This is a genomic window from Stenotrophomonas sp. FW305-C-20-S1, from assembly GCF_058783335.1.
In genome coordinates this window covers 76,187-94,549 of the sequence record NZ_JBYTEK010000015.1, presented here as the reverse complement: position 1 = coordinate 94,549, position 18,363 = coordinate 76,187, and the positions used below count along the sequence as shown (strand labels likewise).

Below are 18,363 nucleotides of genomic sequence, written 5' to 3'. Positions count from 1 at the left end.
CCCCCCCCCCCCCCCCCCCCCCCCCCCCCCCCCCCCCCCCCCCCCCCCCCCCCCCCCCCCCCCCCCCCCGCTACCGGCAGGTCAGATCGCCGATACCGCAGCCAATCCCGGCAGTTCACGCAGGTCGTCGATTACCGCGACGGCCTGCGCGTTTTCCAGGTCCAGTCCTCGCGGATAGCCGTAGCGCACCAGCGCGATCGGCATGCCGGCGTCCTCGGCAGCACGATAGTCGGTGAGCGAATCGCCAACCATCAGGCACGCATCGACGGGCAGTTCGAAGTGCGCGGCGATATGCCGCAACGGCTCACCACTGGGCTTGCGCTGCGGCAGCGAATCACCACCCAGCACCAGCGCAAAGGCATCGGCGATGCCCAGATGCTGCAGCAACGGCGGCACCAGCGCGGCCGGCTTGTTGGTGCAGATGGCCAGCGGCACGTTCAACGCCCGCAACTGCGCCAGCGCGTCCACTACGCCAGCGAACAGCTGCGGGCTGCGCAGCAGGCATTCGCGGTAATGGACCATGAAGGTCGGCATCACCGCTGCCAGATCGATCTGACGCCCGGCGGCCTGCACGGCCTGTTCGACCAGCCGGCGCACGCCGTCGCCGATCCAGCCCAGCACGGTGGCTTCGGGTACGCGCGCCAGGCCGATGTCTTCCAGCGTGCGGTTCAGTGCTTCGGCGATATCGGCGGCGCTGTCGACCAGCGTGCCATCGAGGTCGAACACGACCAGCGGATAGGGATACGACAAGGGACGGCTCACTCGTGCAACGTGGGGCCGTCCATTGTACGCCCGCGTCTTCAGCCGATCCGGCGTGCGCGGGTGGCCAGGAAGGTCGGCAGGTAACGGTCGATCAGGAAGCGCGGCTGCGGCTGCCAGTCTTCCATGAAGCGGTCGATGACGAACCCGGCATCCAGCTGCCCGGCGATCAGATCCCCCAGGCTGTGGCCGAATGTCAGCGCTTCGCCACGGGCCAGCTTGGCCTCGCGCGCGGCGGGCTCCAGGTCTTCCAGGTCGGAATAGGGAATCGCGTGCTGCGGACGGATCAGGCCCTGCTCGCTCAGCTGTGCATCACGCGCAGCAACGAACACCACCGGATTGTAGAAGCTGGCCATCAGCAGGCCATCGCGTGCCAGCACCCGGCGGCACTCGGCCCACACCGGACGCACGTCGGGCACGTACAGGTTCGATATGGGATGGAACACCACGTCGAAGCTGTCACTGGCAAAGGCCTGCAGATCACGCATGTCACCCTGCACGGTGCGCAGCGACAGACCGTCGCGGTCGGCGACGGCGCGGTCCTGCGCCAGCTGCCCTTCGGAAAGATCGAATACGGTCACCTCAGCGCCTGCCGCGGCAAGCACGGGTGCCTGTTGGCCACCGGCCGAGGCCAGGCACAGGATGCGCCTGCCACGCACATCGCCCAGCCAATCCAGCGGCAACGCACGCGGCGTCAGGTGTACCTGCCAGCGTCCCTCGCGTGCGGCGGCAATCGTTTCGGCATCCACCGGTCGCGACCACTCGCGCACCTCGCTGGCCTGGCGGTCCCAGGCAGCACGGTTGTGGTCGATCAATGCCTGTCCATGGTTCATGTGTTCTCCTTGCCCGAAGTGCGCCAGTCCAGATCCTGGAAGGCCGGGCTGGCGAAGCACTCAGCGAGGAAATCCAGGAATCGCCGCATGATAACGGGCTGTTGCCGGCGCGAGGCGTACACGGCATGAATGCCCAGCTCGTCCAGGCTGTACTCGGGCAGCAGTTCGATCAGCTCACCACTGCGCAGCAACGGTGCGACCTGGTAGGTCGGCAACATGGCAATACCTGCATTGGCGCGCACCGCCTCCAGCAACAGCGATGCTTCATTGGCACTGATGTTGCCGCCCACCGCCACCGACAACGAGCGCCCTTCGCGATGCAGCTGCCACAGGCTTTTGCCGACGTAGTGATGGGTCAGGCAGTTGTGCACGGCGAGGTGTTCGGGCGCGGTCGGCGTGCCACGCGCCTGCAGGTAGGCCGGCGTCGCGCACAGCACCGAACGGCAGATCGCCAAGCGACGTGCGATCAGGCTGGGATCGATCTGCCGCGCGATGCGCACGGCCAGGTCGACGCGCTCCTCCACCAGGTTGACCATGCGGTCGACCAGCAGCAGTTCGATGCGTGCGGCCGGATGGCGCTGCACGAAGGCGGCCACCGCACGCGCCAGATGGCTCTGCCCGAACGACACGCTGGCGGTGATGCGCAGCGTGCCGTGTGGCTCGGGATCGTCGCTGGCCAGCTCACCCTGCAGTTCCTCGCCGATCGCCAGCATCTGCCGGAAACGCGCCAGCGCGGCTTCACCGGCCCCGGTCAGGCTGACCCGCCGCGTGGTCCTGTGCAGCAGCCGCGCGCCCAGCCAGCCCTCCACCTCGGCCAGGTAGCGGCTGACCATCGCCCGCGACATGTCCAGCACCTCGGCGGCGGCGGTCAGGCTGCCGCGCTCGGCAACTTCGACGAATACGGTCATGGCGGTCAATCGGTCCATCTGCTCGATCCATGCAACAAACAAGCGCGTTATACGCTGTTTTTCGAGCGACTGAAGCAGCCTACAGTGGCCCCATTCCCAGCCACCACCCCCACGGAGTCCTGCCATGAAGATCGCCCTCGTCGGTGCCACCGGCAACATCGGCCGCCAGATCGCCCGCCACGCGCTGGCCAACGGCCATCAACTGACCGTCATCGTGCGCAGCGCGCAGGACCTGCCGGCCGAGCTGGCCGGTGCCCATCCGGTCATCGCCTCGCTGGATGACCAGGACGCCCTGGTCGCCGCCATCACCGGCCACGATGTGCTGGCCAGCGCCTACGGCCCGCGCCCGGGCGACGACATCGGTCGCGTCGGCGAGGTTGCCGCACAACTGGCCAACGCCGCCCGCAAGGCCAACGTGCCGCGCCTGGTCGTGGTCGGCGGCGCCGGCAGCCTGGAAGTCGCCCCCGGCGTGCAGCTGGTCGACACCCCCACCTTCCCGGAGGCCTACAAGCCCTACGCGCTTGCCCACCGTGAAGCGTTCAACCGCCTGCAGGCGGTGGATGACCTGGACTGGACCTTCTTCTCGCCGGCCGCCGAAATCGGCCCAGGTGAAGAGCGTGGGCAGTACCGCGTGCAGCCCAAGGCATTCCTGGCCGATGCCAGCGGCCACAGCCGCATCAGCTACGCCGACTACGGCGCCGCGTTCATCGCCGAACTGGAAGCGCACAAGCACCCCAGGCAGATCATCACGGCGGCGTACTGATCACGCACTCGCCGGCCTGACCGCCCGCCGGGCATGGCCCGGCGCTACCCACCTGTAACGCCGAAGGCAACGGCGGGAGCCGTTGCCAACGTCGCTTGCGACGGCCCGTAGGGGGCCGGGCAAGGACGCCCGGCATAGCCAACGCTCGGCTCGACACTCCAAGGACACCTCCCATGCGTACTGCTGCCCTGCTGCTTCCTCTCGCGCTGGCTGCCAGCTTCACCAGCGCCCCACTGCTGGCCGCACCGGCCGCGCCTGCACCCGCCAGCGCTGCCAAATCCCAGCTGCGCCTGCAGACCTTCCATCCCGGCCCGCAGGCAATGTTCTCGGTGTCCTCGGTGCTGATCGAAGGGCGCAACGACGCGATCCTGGTCAACGCGCAATTTGCTGCCGGCGATGCACGCCGGCTGGTCGAGCAGATCCGTGCCAGCGGCAAGCGGCTGACCACCATCTACATCAGCCATGGCGATCCGGACTATTACTTCGGCCTGGCCACCGTGCAGGATGCGTTCCCGCAGGCGCGCATCGTCGCGACCGCGCAGACCGTGGCGCACATCCGTGAATCCCAGGCCGGCAAGCTGGCGTACTGGGGGCCGAAGATGGGCGCCGACGCTCCCGCACGCATCGTGGTGCCCGCGGTGCTGGAAGGCGATGCACTGCAGCTGGAAGGCCAGCGCCTGCCGTTGATCGGCCTGGATGGCCCGACGCCGGACCGCAGCGTGCTGTGGGTGCCGTCGCTGCGCGCGATCGTCGGTGGCATTCCGGTGGTGGCCGGCGAGCACGTGTGGATGGCCGATACGCAGACGCCGCAGTCGCATGCCGATTGGCTGCGCACGCTGCAGCAGCTGCAGGCGCTGAAGCCGAAGGTGGTGGTGCCCGGCCATTACGCGGAGGGTGCGGTACTGGATGCCAGTGCGTTGCGCTTCACCGCGGATTACATCCGTGCCTTCGATGTTGAAACCGCCAAGGCCAAGGACAGCGCTGCGTTGGTGAAGGCGATGCAGGCGCGCTATCCGCAGCTGGCGGGTGTGGCGTCGCTGGAGTTGAGTGCGAAGGTGGCCAAGGGCGAGATGCAGTGGCCGTAAGGTAGGGGGTTCTTTTGCAGGGCTGCGCCCTGCACCCGCAGAAACGGTAGTGCCGGCCGCTGGCCGGCAACCTCAAAGCCAAAGCAACAGCAGGCATTCCGTGGGTAGGCGGGGTGGGTGCTGACCGTTGGTCGGCACGCGGCTGTTGGTAGGTGTCGACCTTGGTCGACACATGTATCAGGTCCGTGGGGAGTCGTTCGTTGCGTGCTCGAACAATTCGCCCTGCACCACGGCTTCCTTTTCGCGGAAGCCGCCGAGGCCGACGCCGACCAGCCGATAGCGGGTGTCGGCGGGTAGATCTACGCGGGCGCGCAATGAAAGTGCGATGTCGCGCAGTTCTTCCATCGATTCCGGCGGGCGTTCGGGGGTGAAGCTACGGGTGAGGATGCGGAACTGCGCGGTCTTCAGTTTCAGCACCACCGTGTGGCCGATACGTTCGGTCTTGCGCGTGGCCTGCCAGGTCTTCCCGGCCAGCTGCACGATCGCCTCGCTCAGGTCTTCCAGCAGCAGGTCCTCGGCGAAGGTGTCCTCCGAAGAGATCGACTGCACCTGCTGGTCCGGTTCGACCGGCCGCTCGTCGACACCACGTGCGCGGTTGTACAGGCTGCGGCCGAAGCTGCCGAAGGCGTCTTCCAGGTCCGGCAGCGTCCATTGCCGCAGGTCGCCGCAGGTGACGATGCCGCGCGCCGCCAGCTTGCCTTCCATCACCTTGCCCACGCCGGGCACGCGGTTCACCGGTAGCGGCAGCAGGAATGCGTCCACCCGCTGCGGCGGAATCACGAACTGGCCGTCGGGCTTGCGCCAGTCCGAGGCGATCTTGGCCAGGAACTTGTTCGGCGCGATCCCGGCCGAAGCGGTCAGGTTGGTTTCCTCGCGGATCTGCGCGCGGATGGTGCGGGCGATGTCGGTGGCCAGTTCGATGCCACTCTTCGGCTCGGTCACGTCCAGGTAGGCCTCGTCCAAGGACAGCGGCTCGACCAGGTCGGTATGGCGCAGGAAGATCTCGCGCACGTGGCGCGATACCGCCTTGTAACGCGCGAAGTCCGGCGGCACGAAGATCGCGTCCGGGCACAGGCGTTCGGCGCGCAGCGCCGGCATCGCCGAACGCACGCCGAACACGCGCGCCTCGTACGAAGCGGCACACACCACTGAACGCGCACCGCGCCATGCCACCACCACCGGCTTGCCGCGCAGTGACGGATCGTCACGCTGCTCCACCGACGCGTAGAAGGCGTCCATGTCGACGTGGATGATCTTGCGCAGTGCGTTCATGGTTGGCCCACATGATACCCGCACCGTACCGGTCCAGACGCCGAAGTATGGTCGTTGTGCATCAACGGGATGCGTGGTTTCAGCTGAAAACACTACGCACGCGTACGGAGACGCGGTTTGATATCCGCCTGATCCGTCGTGCATCCTCGGGAATTCGTTGCCTTGTTTTCGCTTCCAGGATTGCGCTTTCCATGACTCGTCTCCACGCGTTCAACCGCGACCAGCTGCTGGCCAGCGCACGCGGTGAACTGTTCGGCGCTGCCGCCGGCCGGTTGCCCAACGACCCGATGCTGATGTTCGACCGCATCACCGAAATCCGCGAGGACGGCGGACCGCATGGCAAGGGCATGGTACGCGCCGAACTGGATATCCGCCCGGACCTGTGGTTCTTCGGCTGCCACTTCATCGGCGACCCGGTGATGCCCGGCTGCCTGGGCCTGGATGCCATGTGGCAGCTGACTGGCTTCTTCCTGACCTGGCTGGGTGCCCCCGGCAAGGGCCGCGCCCTGGGCTGCGGCGAAGTGAAGTTCACCGGCCAGGTGCTGCCTGATGCCAAGCTGGTGCGCTACGAGATCGACATCAGCCGCGTCATCAACCGCAAGCTGGTGATGGCCCAGTCCGACGCACGCATGTACGTGGACGACCGCGAGATCTACAACGCCCGCGACCTGCGCGTGGGCCTGTTCACCGAAACCGGGAGCTTCTGATGCGTCGCGTCGTCATCACCGGCATGGGCATCACGTCCTGCCTCGGCAATGATCTGGATACCGTTTCGGCCGCCCTGCGTGAAAGCCGCGCCGGCATCACCGCGCTGGCCGACCACGCCGAAGCCGGCCTGCGCAGCCAGGTCGGCGGTCGCGTCGACCTCGACCTGGATGCGCTGATCGACCGCAAGCAGAAGCGCTTCATGAGCGATGCCGCTGCCTTCGCCTACCTGGCGATGGCCGATGCCATCACCGATGCGGGCCTGACCCCGGAACAGGTCAGCGGCCTGCGCACCGGCCTGATCGCCGGTTCCGGCGGTGGCTCCAGCGAATGGCAGGTGGGTGCGGTGGATCTGCTGCGCAGCCGTGGCGTGCGCAAAGTGGGTCCGTACATGGTGCCGCGCACGATGTGCTCGACCGTGTCGGCCTGCCTGGCCACCGCATTCCAGATCAAGGGCGTCAGCTACTCGCTGTCGGCCGCATGCGCGACCTCGGCGCACTGCATCGGTGCGGCTGCCGACCTCATCCGCCACGGCGCGCAGGACATCATGTTCGCCGGCGGCGGTGAAGACCTGCACTGGTCGATGAGCGTGATGTTCGATGCGATGGGCGCACTGTCCACCAGCTTCAACGACACCCCCGCCAGCGCCTCGCGCCCGTATGACAAGGACCGCGATGGCTTCGTCATCGCCGGCGGTGGCGGCATGCTGGTGCTGGAGGACTACGAACACGCGGTGGCACGTGGCGCGCACATCCATGCCGAGCTGATCGGCTATGGCGTGACCTCCGATGGCGCCGACATGGTCGCGCCGTCCGGCGAAGGCGCCGTGCGCTGCATGAAGATGGCGCTGCAGAATGTGGACCGTCCGCTGGATTACCTCAACACCCACGGCACCTCGACCCCGCTGGGCGATGTGACCGAGCTGGGTGCGATCCGCGAGGTGTTCGGCGATGCGATTCCGCCGCTGTCCTCGACCAAGGCGCTGTCGGGCCATTCGCTGGGCGCCGCCAGCGTGCATGAAGCGATCTACTGCCTGCTGATGATGCGCGATGGCTTCGTGGCCGGCTCGGCCAACATCGGCGAGCTGGACCCGAGGGTGGAAGGCTTCCCGATCCTGCGCGAAAGCCGCGAGCAGAGGCTGGATACGGTGATGTCCAACAGCTTCGGCTTCGGTGGCACCAACGCGGCGCTGGTGTTCGGCAGAGTGTGATCTGAAAGCGTGCCAACCAAGGTTGGCACCTACCAGAGCGGTAGCGCCGGGCCATGCGCGGCGAGAGCGGTGAAGCGTGCCGACCAACGGTCGGCACCCACCAGCTTCAAGGTGGCACCTGCCAGGGCGGTAGCGCCGGGCCATGCCCGGCGAGAACGGTGAAGCGTGCCGGCCAACGGTCGGCACCCACCATCACCCACCATCCCCCACCGTTACCTCGGCAGCAGCGGCAGCAGCAGCGCGTGCGCGTCCACCAGCGAGCCGACGATGCGGTGGCCCAGCGCGCGCAGTTCTTCATCGGGATGCACCAGGTCCGGTACCTGGATCACGGTCATGCCGGCCGCCAGCGCGGCACGGGTTCCCGCCGGCGAATCCTCCAGCGCCAGGCAACGTTCCGGCGCCTGTCCCAGCCGCTGCGCGGCCAGCAGGTAGATGTCCGGCGCCGGCTTCGGCCGCGCCACATCGCCACTGGTGATCACCGCATCGAAGTATGGCAGCAGCCCGGCTGCAGCCAGCTTGCGGTTGGCCCGCGGCTGCCGCGTAGTGGTCGCCACCGCGCGCGGCACCGCGTGCGCCTTCAACAACTCCAGCAGTTCCAGGATGCCCGGCCGCAGCGGCAGCCCGGTCTGCGTGCGCTCCTCGTACAGATCATGGCAACGCGCGGCCATGGCCTCGATCATGCTGTCTTCGATGCCCTGCTGGCGCAACAGCGCCTGGCTGTCGCGGTCGCCAAGGCCGACCATGCGCACGAAGAAGCTGGCATCCAGGGGCAGGCCGAACTCCTCCGCCGCTTCGCTCCAGCATGCAAGCGACACACGCTCGCTGTCGATCATCAGGCCGTCCATGTCGAAGATGACGGCGTCGGGCAGGAACGGCAGCGCAGCGATGGAGGTCATGGAGCGAACAACGTATCCAGATCGGTGGAGGTCAGCAGCCGCCATTGCCCTTCGGCCAGTCCCTGCAGGTCCAGGCCACCAACACGGCTGCGGTGCAGTGCCTGCACGTGGTTGCCTGTGGCAGCGAACATGCGGCGTACCTGATGGTAGCGGCCCTCGTGCAGTACCAGGCGCGCCCTGCGCGGCCCGAGCACCTGCAGTTCAGCCGGCAGCAGGGGCGTCTTCTCCGCTTCCAGCATCAGCGTGCCGCTGGCAAACAGCGCCACCTCGTCACCACGCAGGTCTTCGGCCAGCTCCACTTCGTAAACCTTGGGCAGCTTCGACTTCGGCGAAATGATCCGATGCAGCAGGTTGCCGTCGTCGGTCAGCAGCAACAGGCCGCTGGTCTCGCGGTCCAGGCGGCCGACGGTGGACAGCACCGGGTCGCGGTCGCGGAAGCGCGGCGGCAGCAGGTCGTAGATCAAGCGGCCCTTGTCCTTGGTCGAGCAGGTGTAGCCGGCCGGCTTGTACATCGCCAGCGCCAGGCCCACCGGCGGGTCCAGCGGCTCGCCGTCCACCCGCACCGCTTCATGCGGCACCTGGTCGTCGGCGTAGAGCACCTCGCCATCGGCGTCGGTGACGCGGCCTTCGCGGAACATCCACTGCACCTGCTTGCGGCTGCCGTAGCCGAGGTTGGCGATGTGCTTGACCAGCTTCACCGGGCCTTCCCCTTGCCCTTCACCGCTTCGACCAGCTTGAAGCCATCGCGCTCGGCAACCACGCGCACCGCGCCGAAGCTCTCGTTGAGCGTGTACTCGTAGGGCAGGTGGCGGTTGGCCACCACGTACAGGCGCCCACCCGGGCGCAGCGCCTGCGCGGCCACGGCGATGAAGCGCTGGCCGATGTCCGGGCGATCCGCACGCGAGGGCGTGTGGAACGGCGGGTTGCTGATGATGACGTCGTAGTCCGGCTCGATACCGGCGGTGACGTCGCGCCACAGGAAGCGCAGCGGCACGTGGCGCGGTGGCGGCGCCAGATTGAGTTCGGCCAGGTCCAGCGCGCGCTTCTCGGCCTCGTACAGGTCCAGCGCGGTGATCTTCGGGCAGCGTTCCAGCAGTTCACGCGACAGGTAGCCGTAACCGGCACCGAGGTCAGCTGCACGCCCGGCCAGGTCGGCCGGCAGATGCTCGGCCAGCAGGGCCGACGCCGGGTCGATGCGGTCCCAGGCGAACACGCCCGGACGGCTGAGGAAACGGCCGCCGACGATCGGCCGCACCGCGTCCAGCGTGGCCCAGCGCTTGGCCAGGTCCGCATCGTGCTGGCCCTGCAGCGGTGCAGTCCAGAACACGCGGCAGTGGTTCTTGGTCAGGCTGCCGCCGAGTCCGGTCAACTGCTTCAGGTCGCCTTCGCCGGAACGTGCGCCTTCGTTGTTGTGCTGGCAGGCCACGATGCGGCCACCCTCGGCGACCAGCGCCAGGGCACGGGCGAACAGCGCGCGGGCTTCCTCGCGCTGGCGCGGCGGCAGCACCAGCACCAGCGGGTAACGGCCGCGGCCGGCAACATCATCCAGCTGCCCGCAGACGGTCCAGCCAGCGGCCTGCTGCAGCGGCTGCGCGAACGGGGCGAAGCTCTGCTCGCAATCCACCTGGCGGCCGCCGGCCTGCTCGCGCAGGGGCCAGCCGTCACGGGCGCGCAGGAAGGCCACCGGACCCTCCGGCCAGCGCAGGGCGCCGCCGGAGAACGGCAGGAACAGGGTCTGCAGGGGGGCGTCGTCGCTGGATGCCATCGGCGCGGGTACTGGAAGCGTGAGGGCCGTCCATTGTACCGGCTTGTCCGGCCCGGCCCCGAACGCCGCTTTGCGAAACTTCAACGTTGCCTTGATGCCGCAGCAACATGCCAGCGCTCAGGGTAGAAGCTCCCCCGCAACCCATGGAGATCCTGCATGCGAGCCTTGTTCGTCGGAGGTGTCGTCGACAACAGTGAAATGGACCTGGAAGGCAGCCATCCCCCCGTGCATTACCCGGAGGACACCGGCGGCGGCCATTCCCGCTACCGCCTGCACCAGGTTGGCCACGGCGCCGATGGCAGCGTGGCCTACGCGGTCTACGGCGCGCCGGATCTGGCAGACGATGAAGTGGCACGGGTGGCCGAGGAGCGCGCGTATGCGCGCAGGTTCGAAGCGACGGCAACGCTGTTCGAACATTGACCATCGCAGCCACGCATGGCGTGGCTCTACTGTTCGAATGATCACCGCAGCCACGCATGGCGTGGCTCTACGCCTGTTCGAACGTTGACCATCGCGGCCACGCGTGGCGTGGCTCTACAGTAGATCCACGCCATGCGTGGATGCAGCAATGTGCTGCCGTCAGAGCCTCGGCGGCAACCTGCGGATGCTGGCGATTTCATCCAGCCACACGTGATGCTGCTGCACCGGCGCATCAAGATCGTCCAGCCGCAGCTGGCCATTGCTGCCTTCGTCGCCGGCGTCGTTGCGGTACTGCTGCAGCGTCGGCTGCACCGCAACCGTGCCCAGCAGGCGTCGGCCATCGTGCAGGGTCAGCTGCACCTGGGTCTCCCCGCGCAGCTGCGGCAACAGGGCTTCCAGGTGCGCGATCTGCGCGGGATCGGTATGGATTCGTGGAGCAATACGGGACATCGGCGACCTCCTGAACTGCAGGGTCGCCGATCGTCCGTGAATGCTCAGTGCAGCAGGCTGTCCCCGCGCGTGGCCTGCACGCGCCGCACCACACCCACCAGCTGCGCCACCGAATACGGCTTGGCCACATGCTCCTGGAAGCCCGAGGCCAGCGCGCGGCGGCGGTCGTCGGCGCGCGCCAGCGCCGTCACCGCTACCGCCGGCAGCGCTGCCGCGTCCACGCCCAGGTCCTGCCGCAACGTGCTTACCAGGCCATAGCCATCCATGCCCGGCATGCCGATGTCGGTCAGCAGCACCTGGTACTGCAGGTGGCCATTGTCGGCCAGCAGCGCCAGCGCTTCGCCCGCCGAACTGGCGGCGGACACGCTGGCGCCCTGCTCTTCCAGCATGCGCCGCAGGTACTCCAGCACTTCAGGCTGGTCTTCCACCGCCAGCACATGCAGGCCACGCAGCGGGTACGGTTCGACCACCATCGGTTCCAGGATCGGACCGCTGACGACCTCGCGCAGCGGACGCCGTTCGGCATCGGGCAGATGCTGCGGCAGGCGCACGGTGAAGGTGGAGCCGTGACCGTGGCCATCGCTGGCCGCGCTGACCGAACCGCCGTGCAGTTCGACCAGCTGCTGCACGATGGCCAGGCCCAGGCCCAGACCGCCATGGCGGCGGGTGGTGGTGCCGTCGGCCTGGCGGAAGCGGCTGAACAGATGGTTCAGGAACTCCGGCGCGATACCGTCGCCGGTATCGCGCACGGTGATCGTCCAATAGTTGCCATCGGCCTGCAGCTGCACGTCGATGCGGCCTTCGGCCGGGGTGAACTTGATCGCGTTGGACAACAGGTTCCAGAACACCTGCTGCAGCCGGGTGGCATCGCCCAGCACCTGGCAGGGCTGTGCCGGCAGCTGCAGGGTGACGTCCAGCGCCTTGCCCTCGGCCACCAGCTCCTGTGCGCCCATCGCTTCGTTCAACTGGTCGCGCAGGTCCAGCACTTCCACTTCCAGCTGCACCTTGCCCAGCAGCATGCTGCTGAGGTCGAGCATGTCCGAGATCAACCGCTTCTGCGCGGTCGCGCTGTTGGCGATCACGCCCAGGCCCTTGTACAGCGGGCTGGTGGAATCCACGCGCTGCAGCAGCAGTTCACTCCAGCCCAGGATCGTGGTCAGCGGCGTGCGCAGCTCGTGCGACAGCGTGGCCAGGAACTCATCCTTCAGCCGCGCCATGTTTTCGGCCGCACTGCGCGCGGCACGCTCGGACTGCAGCAGTTCCTCGCGCGCCAGTTCGATCTCGCGGCGCTCGGTGACATCCGGGCTGCTGCCGGCCAGGCCGATGAAGCGGCCCATCCGCGAAAAGCGCGGACGTGCGTTCATTTCCAGCCAGCGCCACTGCCCATCGGCACGACGCGCACGCACCAACGCATGCATCGAACGCTGCGCCTTCAGTGCTTCCTGCAGTTCGTATTCAAATACCGACGCATCGTCGGGATGCACCAGGCCGCGCCAGACATCTTCCGGCACACGGTTCTCGTCGCCGCCGAAGAACTCGCTGAAGGCACTGTTGACGAAGCGGGCGTGGCCGCGCTCGTCCAGCACCCACACCGGCATCGGCAGGCCATCGGCCAACGCACTGAAACGGGCCTCGCTCTCGCCCAGTTCCACTTCCATCTGCTTGCGCGCGGTCACGTCGAAGAACAGGATGCCGACCTTGTCCTCGCCCGGCTGGCCAACCCGAACGGCATCCACGGCGAACGTGCGCCCGAGGGCACGGGCATCCATTTCGAACTGGGCCGGTCGCCCGGTCCGCGCCACTTCGCCGTAGATCCGGAACCAGTCGCCTTCGTGATGTGGCTCCAGCGTGCTCATGCGCTTGCCACAGGCATCCTTCAGGCCGGTGTGGCGCTCGAAGGCATCGTTGACCTCGAGGAAGCGGTAGTCGATCGCCTCGTCGCCATCGAACAGCACCTGGATCACACAGAAACCTGCGTGGATGCGCTCAAGCACGCCATGGTGCAGGTCGGTTTCGGGCGTCGGCACCATCAAGGGTGAGCGCTCCACGAGGGGCGGCAGTGTGGACAAGGGCGTGGGAGGAAAAGACCGGATGGAGGTACAGCATCTTCCAGAGTGCGTATTCACAGCGTCAAGCGCCGTCAGTCAGGGTTGACGACCATGAATTGGCGGCAACTGTTGACGCATTTGACGCTACTGGCCATTGCTGCGGCCCCGCGGCGGGATCACACTCGATCCGAGATCATCATCCTCCCCGCTTCGGGGACGCAGGAGACTGCCATGAAAGGTTCGCTTTCAACCGCCCTGCTGCTGGCCGGCATGCTTGCCGTGGGCAGCGTGGCCGCCGCGCCGCGGACGGTGACCGCGCCCGATGCGCCGCGCGCACTACAGGCCGATGGCCCGGTCAGCGTGCAATGGAATGATCCGGCCAAGTTCACCGAGATCCGCCAGAGCACCAACCGCTTCGAGGCCGAACGCGGGGACTGGGTGCAGCAGCTGGCACGCTACGTGCAGACCAGCGCCGCCAAGCCCCTGCAGGCCGGGCAGACGCTGGAGGTGACCCTGGTGGACGTCAAGCGCGCAGGCGACTACGAGCCCTGGCACGGCCCGCGTGGCCGCGACATCCGGATCATGCGCGACATCTACCCGCCGCGGATCACCCTTCAGTACACGCTGAAGGACGCCAGCGGGCGCATCATCGACGAAGGCGACGCCCGCCTGAGCGACAGCGGCTACCTGCACAACATCGGCCTGAAGAGCGATACCGATCCGCTGCGCTATGAAAAGCGCCTGATCGATGACTGGGTGAAGCGCCAGCTGACCTCACGCGTTACCGCTGCCCGGTAGGTGTCGACCTTGGTCGACACGCATTCGCAGCGCCGACCAGGGTCTGATCCGATCCGGTAGGTGTCGACCTTGGTCGACACGCATTCACAGCGCCGACCAAGGTCGGCAGCTACCAGAGCCGTGCGCAGCGCTGATCCGATCCGGTAGGTGTCGACCTTGGTCGACACGCAGCCACAGCGCCGACCAAGGTCGGCAGCTACCAGAGCCGGTCAGTCCTGGTAGACGCGTGCCACGCGCTTGACGCCGCACGGCAGCTGGTAGGCACTGACACCGCAGCGCGGCGCCAGCTCGGACAGGGTCGGCGCCGTACCCCACAGTTCCACCACGCTGCCGACACCGGCCTGCGCATGCGCGGTCAGGTCCACGGTCAGCATGTCCATCGACACGCGGCCGATCAGCCCACCGGGTTGGCCATCGATCAGCACCGGCGTGCCATTGGGGGCGAACTGCGGATAACCATCGGCATAGCCCAGTGCGACCACGCCCACGCGTGTGCGCGCCTTGGCCACGAAGCGCGCACCGTAGCCGACCGGCTCGCCGGCTTCGATCCAGCGCTCGGCGAACACCTTGGACTGCATCGTCATCACCGGGCGCAGGCGCGCGGTGAGTTCACTGTTGTCCGGCAGCGGATTGGCGCCGTACAGCATCAGGCCCGGGCGCACCCAGTCACTGCGCACGTCCGGCCAGCCCAGCAGCGCCGGCGAATTGCAGATGCTGGTCTCGCCTTCAAGACCATCGATGGCCTCGACGAAGGTCGCGGCCTGCTCACGGGTACGCTCGCTGTCCAGTTCATCGGCGCGTGCCAGGTGGGTCATCATCACGATGCGCGCCACCTGCGGCAGTGCAGACAAACGCGCGTGCGCGGCGCGGAAACCAGGAACGTCCAGGCCCAGCCGGTGCATGCCGCTGTCCAGCTTCAGCCACACCGTCAGCGGCCGCGGGCTGTCGAACGCGACCAGCGCTTCCAGCTGCCACGGCGAACCGACCGAGAACCACAGGTCATGCTCGGCCACCAGCGCCATTTCGCTGGGCTCGAAGATGCCTTCCAGCAGCAGGATCGGCGCACGGATGCCGGCCTGGCGCAGTTCCAGCGCTTCTTCGATGGTGGCCACGCCAAAGCCGTCGGCCTCGCCTTCCAGTGCCTGCGCACAGCGCACCGCACCGTGGCCATAGGCATCGGCCTTGAGGATCGCCAGCGCCTTGCCGCCGCCCAGTTCACGGGCCAGGCGATAGTTGCTGCGCAGTGCGCCCAGGTCGATCAGCGCGCGGGCAGGACGCATGTGCGGTTCTCATGTTGCGGGGCGTGGCGGTACTGGCCGTAGCGGAAGATATCCAGGCCTTCGGTGCTGATCTGCGGCTGGCGCGCGCTCATCAGGTCGGCCAGGTAGCGGCCCGAGCCGCAGGCCATGGTCCAACCCAGCGTGCCGTGGCCGGTGTTGAGGAACAGGTTGCGGAACGGCGTGGCGCCGATCACCGGCGTGCCGTCCGGCGTGGCCGGGCGCAGGCCGGTCCAGAACTCGGCCTTGGCCAGGTCACCGCCCTTCGGGTACAGGTCGCGCACCACCAGCTCCAGCGTCTCGCGGCGGCGCGGCGACAGCGACAGGTCGAAACCGGCCACCTCGGCCATGCCACCGACGCGGATGCGGTTGTCGAAGCGGGTCACCGCCACCTTGTAGCTCTCATCGAGGATGGTCGAGGTGGGTGCCATCGCCGGATCGGTGATCGGCAGGGTCAGCGAGTAGCCCTTCAGCGGATACACCGGCAGGCGCATGCCCAGCGGCGCGACCAGTCCCGGCGAATAGCTGCCCAGTGCGACCACGAAGCGGTCCGCGGTTTCCAGCGTGCCGCCGATGCGCACGCCGGTGATGCGGTCGCCGTCGAATTCAACGCCGGTGATGTCCTGGTCGTAACGGAACTCGACCCCCGCTTCGGCCGCCATCTGCGCCAGGCGGCGGGTGAACAGCTGGCAATCGCCGGTCTGGTCGCGCGGCAGGCGCAGCGCACCCACCAGGCCATCGACGTGGGCCAGCGCAGGCTCGGCCTTGATGATGCCGGCGCGATCCAGCACTTCGTACGGCACGCCGTACTGGGCCAGGATCTCGATGTCCTGCGCCGATGCATCCAGCTGCTGCTGGGTGCGGAACAGCTGGGTGGTGCCCAGGTCGCGCCCTTCGAAATCGATGCCGATCTGCGCACGCAGCTCGTTCAGGCAGTCGCGGCTGTACTCGGACATGCGCACCATGCGCGCCTTGTTGATCGCGTAGCGCTCGTGGGTGCAGTTGCGCAGCATCTGCCACAGCCAGCGGTACTGGGCCAGGTCCATGCCCGGCTTGATCGCCAGCGGTGCGTGCTTTTCGAACAGCCAGCCGATGGCCTTCTTCGGCACGCCCGGGGCAGCCCACGGCGAGGTGTAGCCGAATGACAGCTGGCCGGCATTGGCGAAGCTGGTTTCCAGCGCGGGACCGGGCTGGCGGTCGACGACCGTGACTTCAAACCCGGCCTGTCGCAGGTACCAGGCACTGGTGGTGCCGATCACGCCGCTGCCGAGGACTAGGACTCGCATGGGAATTCTCCAACCCGATCATTCCCTGCATTTGCGTGCGCAGGGGCCATAATCGGGGAAGTATATTCTTCCGTATCCAGATGATTTGCCTGATTTCAGCAATGCAGTCAGGATATTTCCCTGTGATTCATTCCCCGAGCTTGACGCCCATGGCCACCCGTCCCCGCGAGCTGGACAAGATCGACCGCAAGATCCTGCGCATCCTGCAGGCCGAAGGCCGCATTTCCTTCACCGAGCTGGGCGAACGGGTCGGCCTGTCGACCACCCCGTGCACCGAGCGTGTGCGCCGGCTGGAGCGCGAAGCGGTGATCACCGGCTACCACGCGCACCTGGACCCCAGCGCGCTGAAAGCAAGCCTGCTGGTGTTCGTGGAGATCAGCCTGGCCTACAAATCCGGCGACATCTTCGAGGAATTCCGGCGTTCGGCGCTGAAGCTGCCCAACGTGCTGGAATGCCATCTGGTGTCGGGCGATTTCGATTACCTGCTGAAGGCACGGATCAGCGAGATGGCGTCCTATCGCAAGCTGCTCGGCAGCACCCTGCTGACCCTGCCACATGTGCGTGAGTCGAAGAGCTACATCGTGATGGAAGAGGTCAAGGAGACCTGGGCGCTGCCGATTCCGGATTGAACCGACTGGCGGCAGCGGGACCAGACCCCGCAACGCGGGCTCTGGCCCCTGGCTGCATCAGCGCTGCTGCGGGTTCTTCATGGAACCCTGTTGCGGATTCTTCTTCTGCTGCTCGTTCGGCTGCTGTTGCTGTTGCTGCTGGCGCTGCTGTTCCTGCGGTGTTTTGCCCTGCTGTTCCTTGCCGGGATGACGGTTCTGCTGGTTGGCCATGATCGTATTCCAAGGAGACGAGGGAAGCGCGACGACAGGGATGCCGGCGCAGGTCCACCTTGGTCTTGGTGCGGTTAATCGCAGGCGAAAAACGGGTGATGCGGGGTGTGCAGGGCGGGGGCTGTTTTCCGGCGTTCATGTGGGTGGCGGGTTTCCTGCCAACGGCTGAGCCCCTCGTGGCTGCGCATGCTTCCAGCATTGCGGGTGAGGCCGGGCGGGTGGGCTGTGCAGGGGACGCCGTGAATCCCCAGACCGGCCCAGCCGCTAGCGGCTGTGCGTTCGGGCGCTTGCGAAGCAGTACTTCGCAAGCAAAGCGCCCTCACCCCTGTAGGCTCGGGCGCGCCTTGCTCGTGTGCGCTGTCCTGCGCACACGGCAAGACCGGGGTTGGGCGTCCTGCCCAATCCGCCCGAGGCATGCCTCGGGCCCATGGCGCTTACGCCCCCGCACAGCCCACCCGCCCGGCCTTGGACAGGTTCATGCGGGCGCCAGCCACGGAAAAAGAAAAAGAAAAAGAGCGACAGCGGGTCGCTGCGCTCTCTTTGGGTCGCGCGATTGCTTGCGGGCGCTGGGGTCAGCGCTTGATCTGCTGGCCGTCGCCGGTCGGTACGCTGTCGTAGTAGCGGCCGGTGCGCGAGTCGAACACGCGGTTGGGGCCGACCGGTTTGACGCCGGGAACGATGCGGCCGTTGCGGTCGTAGACCTTGTCCGGCAGCGCCGGCGCGGGCGTGGGGGTCACCTGGGCCGGGCCGGTCGATCGGATCGGCTGTGCCGGCTGCGGCGAGGGCAGCACCTGCGGCTGCGGGCGCGACGCCTGCGGTGGCGGGGCGACAGGCGGCGGTGCCACCGTCGCGCTGCTGCGGGTGGCGGTCGGACTGCCGGTGGGAACCTGCGCCTGGGCAAGCAGAGGCAACAGGGCCGACAGCAACAGGACTAGGCGGGGTTTCATCGCGCGCTCCAGGGTGGGCCACCCTTACCCTGCGCCTGCCCCTGTGTGCCGGCCATGAACGGCCATCACACTTGCAAGCGTGTGCCGACACCCCCACGTCTG

At 67.5% G+C, this 18,363-nt stretch carries 20 protein-coding genes; 7 read left to right on the top strand and 13 right to left on the bottom strand.

Translation table 11 applies throughout. The features are described from left to right. Window positions 1-81: 81 nt before the first annotated feature. Genes gph through AC3WTC_RS10550 form a run of 3 tightly spaced genes read right to left on the bottom strand, consistent with a single transcriptional unit; the run spans window position 82 to window position 2,518 of the window. Window positions 82-750 carry a phosphoglycolate phosphatase gene (gene gph, locus AC3WTC_RS10560; RefSeq protein WP_025878426.1) on the bottom strand — a complete coding sequence of 223 codons (669 nt, stop codon included), beginning with the start codon at window positions 748-750 and terminating at the stop codon, window positions 82-84. A gap of 50 nt (window positions 751-800) precedes the next feature. Further along, a complete protein-coding gene (locus AC3WTC_RS10555) occupies window positions 801-1,592 on the bottom strand; it encodes a class I SAM-dependent methyltransferase (RefSeq protein WP_223483297.1) in 792 nt (263 codons plus the stop codon). Further along, the gene (locus AC3WTC_RS10550) at window positions 1,589-2,518 is read right to left on the bottom strand and encodes a LysR family transcriptional regulator (protein ID WP_492711393.1); all 930 of its coding nucleotides are present in this window, start codon (window positions 2,516-2,518) and stop codon (window positions 1,589-1,591) included. The genes AC3WTC_RS10555 and AC3WTC_RS10550 overlap by 4 nt, the downstream gene beginning before the upstream one ends. Before the next feature lie 106 nt (window positions 2,519-2,624). Here AC3WTC_RS10550 and AC3WTC_RS10545 point away from each other — a divergent pair, with 106 nt between their 5' ends. Both AC3WTC_RS10545 and AC3WTC_RS10540 read left to right on the top strand, forming a co-directional pair. Then, on the top strand, window positions 2,625-3,263 hold the full coding sequence (locus tag AC3WTC_RS10545; RefSeq protein ID WP_088101644.1) for an NAD(P)-dependent oxidoreductase: 639 nt from the start codon (window positions 2,625-2,627) through the stop codon (window positions 3,261-3,263). Between the two features lie 173 nt (window positions 3,264-3,436). Next, window positions 3,437-4,348 carry an MBL fold metallo-hydrolase gene (locus tag AC3WTC_RS10540; RefSeq protein ID WP_033830260.1) on the top strand — a complete coding sequence of 304 codons (912 nt, stop codon included), beginning with the start codon at window positions 3,437-3,439 and terminating at the stop codon, window positions 4,346-4,348. Between the two features lie 177 nt (window positions 4,349-4,525). Here AC3WTC_RS10540 and dinB read toward each other — a convergent pair whose 3' ends face one another. Further along, window positions 4,526-5,620: a DNA polymerase IV gene (dinB, locus tag AC3WTC_RS10535; RefSeq protein ID WP_354276078.1), complete on the bottom strand. Its 1,095-nt coding sequence runs from the start codon at window positions 5,618-5,620 to the stop codon at window positions 4,526-4,528. A gap of 191 nt (window positions 5,621-5,811) precedes the next feature. Here dinB and fabA point away from each other — a divergent pair, with 191 nt between their 5' ends. Together fabA and fabB are read left to right on the top strand one after the other, a co-directional pair. Beyond that, a complete protein-coding gene (gene fabA, locus AC3WTC_RS10530) occupies window positions 5,812-6,327 on the top strand; it encodes a 3-hydroxyacyl-[acyl-carrier-protein] dehydratase FabA (RefSeq protein ID WP_025878420.1) in 516 nt (171 codons plus the stop codon). After that, on the top strand, window positions 6,327-7,535 hold the full coding sequence (gene fabB / locus AC3WTC_RS10525) for a beta-ketoacyl-ACP synthase I (RefSeq protein WP_312110104.1): 1,209 nt from the start codon (window positions 6,327-6,329) through the stop codon (window positions 7,533-7,535). The genes fabA and fabB overlap by 1 nt, the downstream gene beginning before the upstream one ends. Before the next feature lie 212 nt (window positions 7,536-7,747). Here the strand turns inward: fabB and AC3WTC_RS10520 are convergent, their stop codons facing one another. Genes AC3WTC_RS10520 through AC3WTC_RS10510 form a run of 3 tightly spaced genes read right to left on the bottom strand, consistent with a single transcriptional unit; the run spans window position 7,748 to window position 10,196 of the window. Continuing rightward, entirely contained in the window at window positions 7,748-8,431 is a 684-nt protein-coding gene (locus AC3WTC_RS10520; protein WP_032976401.1) for an HAD family hydrolase, read from the bottom strand. After that, window positions 8,428-9,129, bottom strand: a complete 702-nt coding sequence (locus AC3WTC_RS10515) for a pseudouridine synthase (protein ID WP_080150140.1) — start codon at window positions 9,127-9,129, stop codon at window positions 8,428-8,430. Before AC3WTC_RS10515 ends, AC3WTC_RS10520 begins: the two co-directional genes overlap by 4 nt. Continuing rightward, entirely contained in the window at window positions 9,126-10,196 is a 1,071-nt protein-coding gene (locus AC3WTC_RS10510; RefSeq protein WP_492711392.1) for a class I SAM-dependent methyltransferase, read from the bottom strand. The genes AC3WTC_RS10515 and AC3WTC_RS10510 overlap by 4 nt, the downstream gene beginning before the upstream one ends. Before the next feature lie 156 nt (window positions 10,197-10,352). On the opposite strand from AC3WTC_RS10510, the gene AC3WTC_RS10505 reads away from it, so the two are divergent. Next, window positions 10,353-10,616: a hypothetical protein gene (locus AC3WTC_RS10505; protein ID WP_049466447.1), complete on the top strand. Its 264-nt coding sequence runs from the start codon at window positions 10,353-10,355 to the stop codon at window positions 10,614-10,616. A 159-nt stretch (window positions 10,617-10,775) separates the two neighbouring features. Here AC3WTC_RS10505 and AC3WTC_RS10500 read toward each other — a convergent pair whose 3' ends face one another. Next, window positions 10,776-11,066, bottom strand: a complete 291-nt coding sequence (locus tag AC3WTC_RS10500; RefSeq protein ID WP_080150144.1) for a DUF3247 family protein — start codon at window positions 11,064-11,066, stop codon at window positions 10,776-10,778. A 44-nt stretch (window positions 11,067-11,110) separates the two neighbouring features. Further along, a complete protein-coding gene (locus tag AC3WTC_RS10495) occupies window positions 11,111-13,096 on the bottom strand; it encodes a hybrid sensor histidine kinase/response regulator (protein ID WP_223483302.1) in 1,986 nt (661 codons plus the stop codon). 249 nt (window positions 13,097-13,345) lie between these two features. Between AC3WTC_RS10495 and AC3WTC_RS10490 the strand changes: the two genes are divergently transcribed. Continuing rightward, a complete protein-coding gene (locus tag AC3WTC_RS10490) occupies window positions 13,346-13,912 on the top strand; it encodes a DUF3016 domain-containing protein (RefSeq protein WP_025878412.1) in 567 nt (188 codons plus the stop codon). A gap of 209 nt (window positions 13,913-14,121) precedes the next feature. On the opposite strand, the gene alr is transcribed toward AC3WTC_RS10490, so the two are convergent. Beyond that, complete coding sequence (alr, locus tag AC3WTC_RS10485; protein ID WP_025878411.1) at window positions 14,122-15,192, bottom strand: alanine racemase; 1,071 nt, start codon at window positions 15,190-15,192, stop codon at window positions 14,122-14,124. Next, window positions 15,171-16,475 (bottom strand): D-amino acid dehydrogenase, encoded by a 1,305-nt coding sequence (locus AC3WTC_RS10480; RefSeq protein ID WP_140228376.1) that lies wholly within the window; start codon window positions 16,473-16,475, stop codon window positions 15,171-15,173. Before AC3WTC_RS10480 ends, alr begins: the two co-directional genes overlap by 22 nt. Window positions 16,476-16,624: 149 nt before the next feature. On the opposite strand from AC3WTC_RS10480, the gene AC3WTC_RS10475 reads away from it, so the two are divergent. Next, complete coding sequence (locus AC3WTC_RS10475) at window positions 16,625-17,104, top strand: Lrp/AsnC ligand binding domain-containing protein (protein ID WP_025878409.1); 480 nt, start codon at window positions 16,625-16,627, stop codon at window positions 17,102-17,104. Window positions 17,105-17,161: 57 nt separating this feature from the next. Here AC3WTC_RS10475 and AC3WTC_RS10470 read toward each other — a convergent pair whose 3' ends face one another. After that, window positions 17,162-17,314 (bottom strand): hypothetical protein, encoded by a 153-nt coding sequence (locus AC3WTC_RS10470; protein WP_025878408.1) that lies wholly within the window; start codon window positions 17,312-17,314, stop codon window positions 17,162-17,164. Window positions 17,315-17,886: 572 nt separating this feature from the next. Continuing rightward, the gene (locus AC3WTC_RS10465) at window positions 17,887-18,261 is read right to left on the bottom strand and encodes a hypothetical protein (protein WP_032977053.1); all 375 of its coding nucleotides are present in this window, start codon (window positions 18,259-18,261) and stop codon (window positions 17,887-17,889) included. Between the last annotated feature and the right edge of the window lie 102 nt (window positions 18,262-18,363).

Bases quoted from the DNA above. Each gene is read 5' to 3' on its own strand.
- AC3WTC_RS10510 (WP_492711392.1), bottom strand. From the start codon at position 10,196: ATGGCATCCAGCGACGACGCCCCCCTGCAGACCCTGTTCCTGCCGTTC.
- AC3WTC_RS10480 (WP_140228376.1), bottom strand. From the start codon at position 16,475: ATGCGAGTCCTAGTCCTCGGCAGCGGCGTGATCGGCACCACCAGTGCC.
- AC3WTC_RS10540 (WP_033830260.1), top strand. From the start codon at position 3,437: ATGCGTACTGCTGCCCTGCTGCTTCCTCTCGCGCTGGCTGCCAGCTTC.
- fabA (WP_025878420.1), top strand. From the start codon at position 5,812: ATGACTCGTCTCCACGCGTTCAACCGCGACCAGCTGCTGGCCAGCGCA.
- dinB (WP_354276078.1), bottom strand. From the start codon at position 5,620: ATGAACGCACTGCGCAAGATCATCCACGTCGACATGGACGCCTTCTAC.
- AC3WTC_RS10470 (WP_025878408.1), bottom strand. From the start codon at position 17,314: ATGGCCAACCAGCAGAACCGTCATCCCGGCAAGGAACAGCAGGGCAAA.
- AC3WTC_RS10505 (WP_049466447.1), top strand. From the start codon at position 10,353: ATGCGAGCCTTGTTCGTCGGAGGTGTCGTCGACAACAGTGAAATGGAC.
- AC3WTC_RS10495 (WP_223483302.1), bottom strand. From the start codon at position 13,096: ATGGTGCCGACGCCCGAAACCGACCTGCACCATGGCGTGCTTGAGCGC.
- AC3WTC_RS10555 (WP_223483297.1), bottom strand. From the start codon at position 1,592: ATGAACCATGGACAGGCATTGATCGACCACAACCGTGCTGCCTGGGAC.
- AC3WTC_RS10520 (WP_032976401.1), bottom strand. From the start codon at position 8,431: ATGACCTCCATCGCTGCGCTGCCGTTCCTGCCCGACGCCGTCATCTTC.
- AC3WTC_RS10545 (WP_088101644.1), top strand. From the start codon at position 2,625: ATGAAGATCGCCCTCGTCGGTGCCACCGGCAACATCGGCCGCCAGATC.
- AC3WTC_RS10550 (WP_492711393.1), bottom strand. From the start codon at position 2,518: ATGGACCGATTGACCGCCATGACCGTATTCGTCGAAGTTGCCGAGCGC.
- AC3WTC_RS10490 (WP_025878412.1), top strand. From the start codon at position 13,346: ATGAAAGGTTCGCTTTCAACCGCCCTGCTGCTGGCCGGCATGCTTGCC.
- AC3WTC_RS10500 (WP_080150144.1), bottom strand. From the start codon at position 11,066: ATGTCCCGTATTGCTCCACGAATCCATACCGATCCCGCGCAGATCGCG.
- alr (WP_025878411.1), bottom strand. From the start codon at position 15,192: ATGCGTCCTGCCCGCGCGCTGATCGACCTGGGCGCACTGCGCAGCAAC.
- AC3WTC_RS10475 (WP_025878409.1), top strand. From the start codon at position 16,625: ATGGCCACCCGTCCCCGCGAGCTGGACAAGATCGACCGCAAGATCCTG.
- AC3WTC_RS10465 (WP_032977053.1), bottom strand. From the start codon at position 18,261: ATGAAACCCCGCCTAGTCCTGTTGCTGTCGGCCCTGTTGCCTCTGCTT.
- fabB (WP_312110104.1), top strand. From the start codon at position 6,327: ATGCGTCGCGTCGTCATCACCGGCATGGGCATCACGTCCTGCCTCGGC.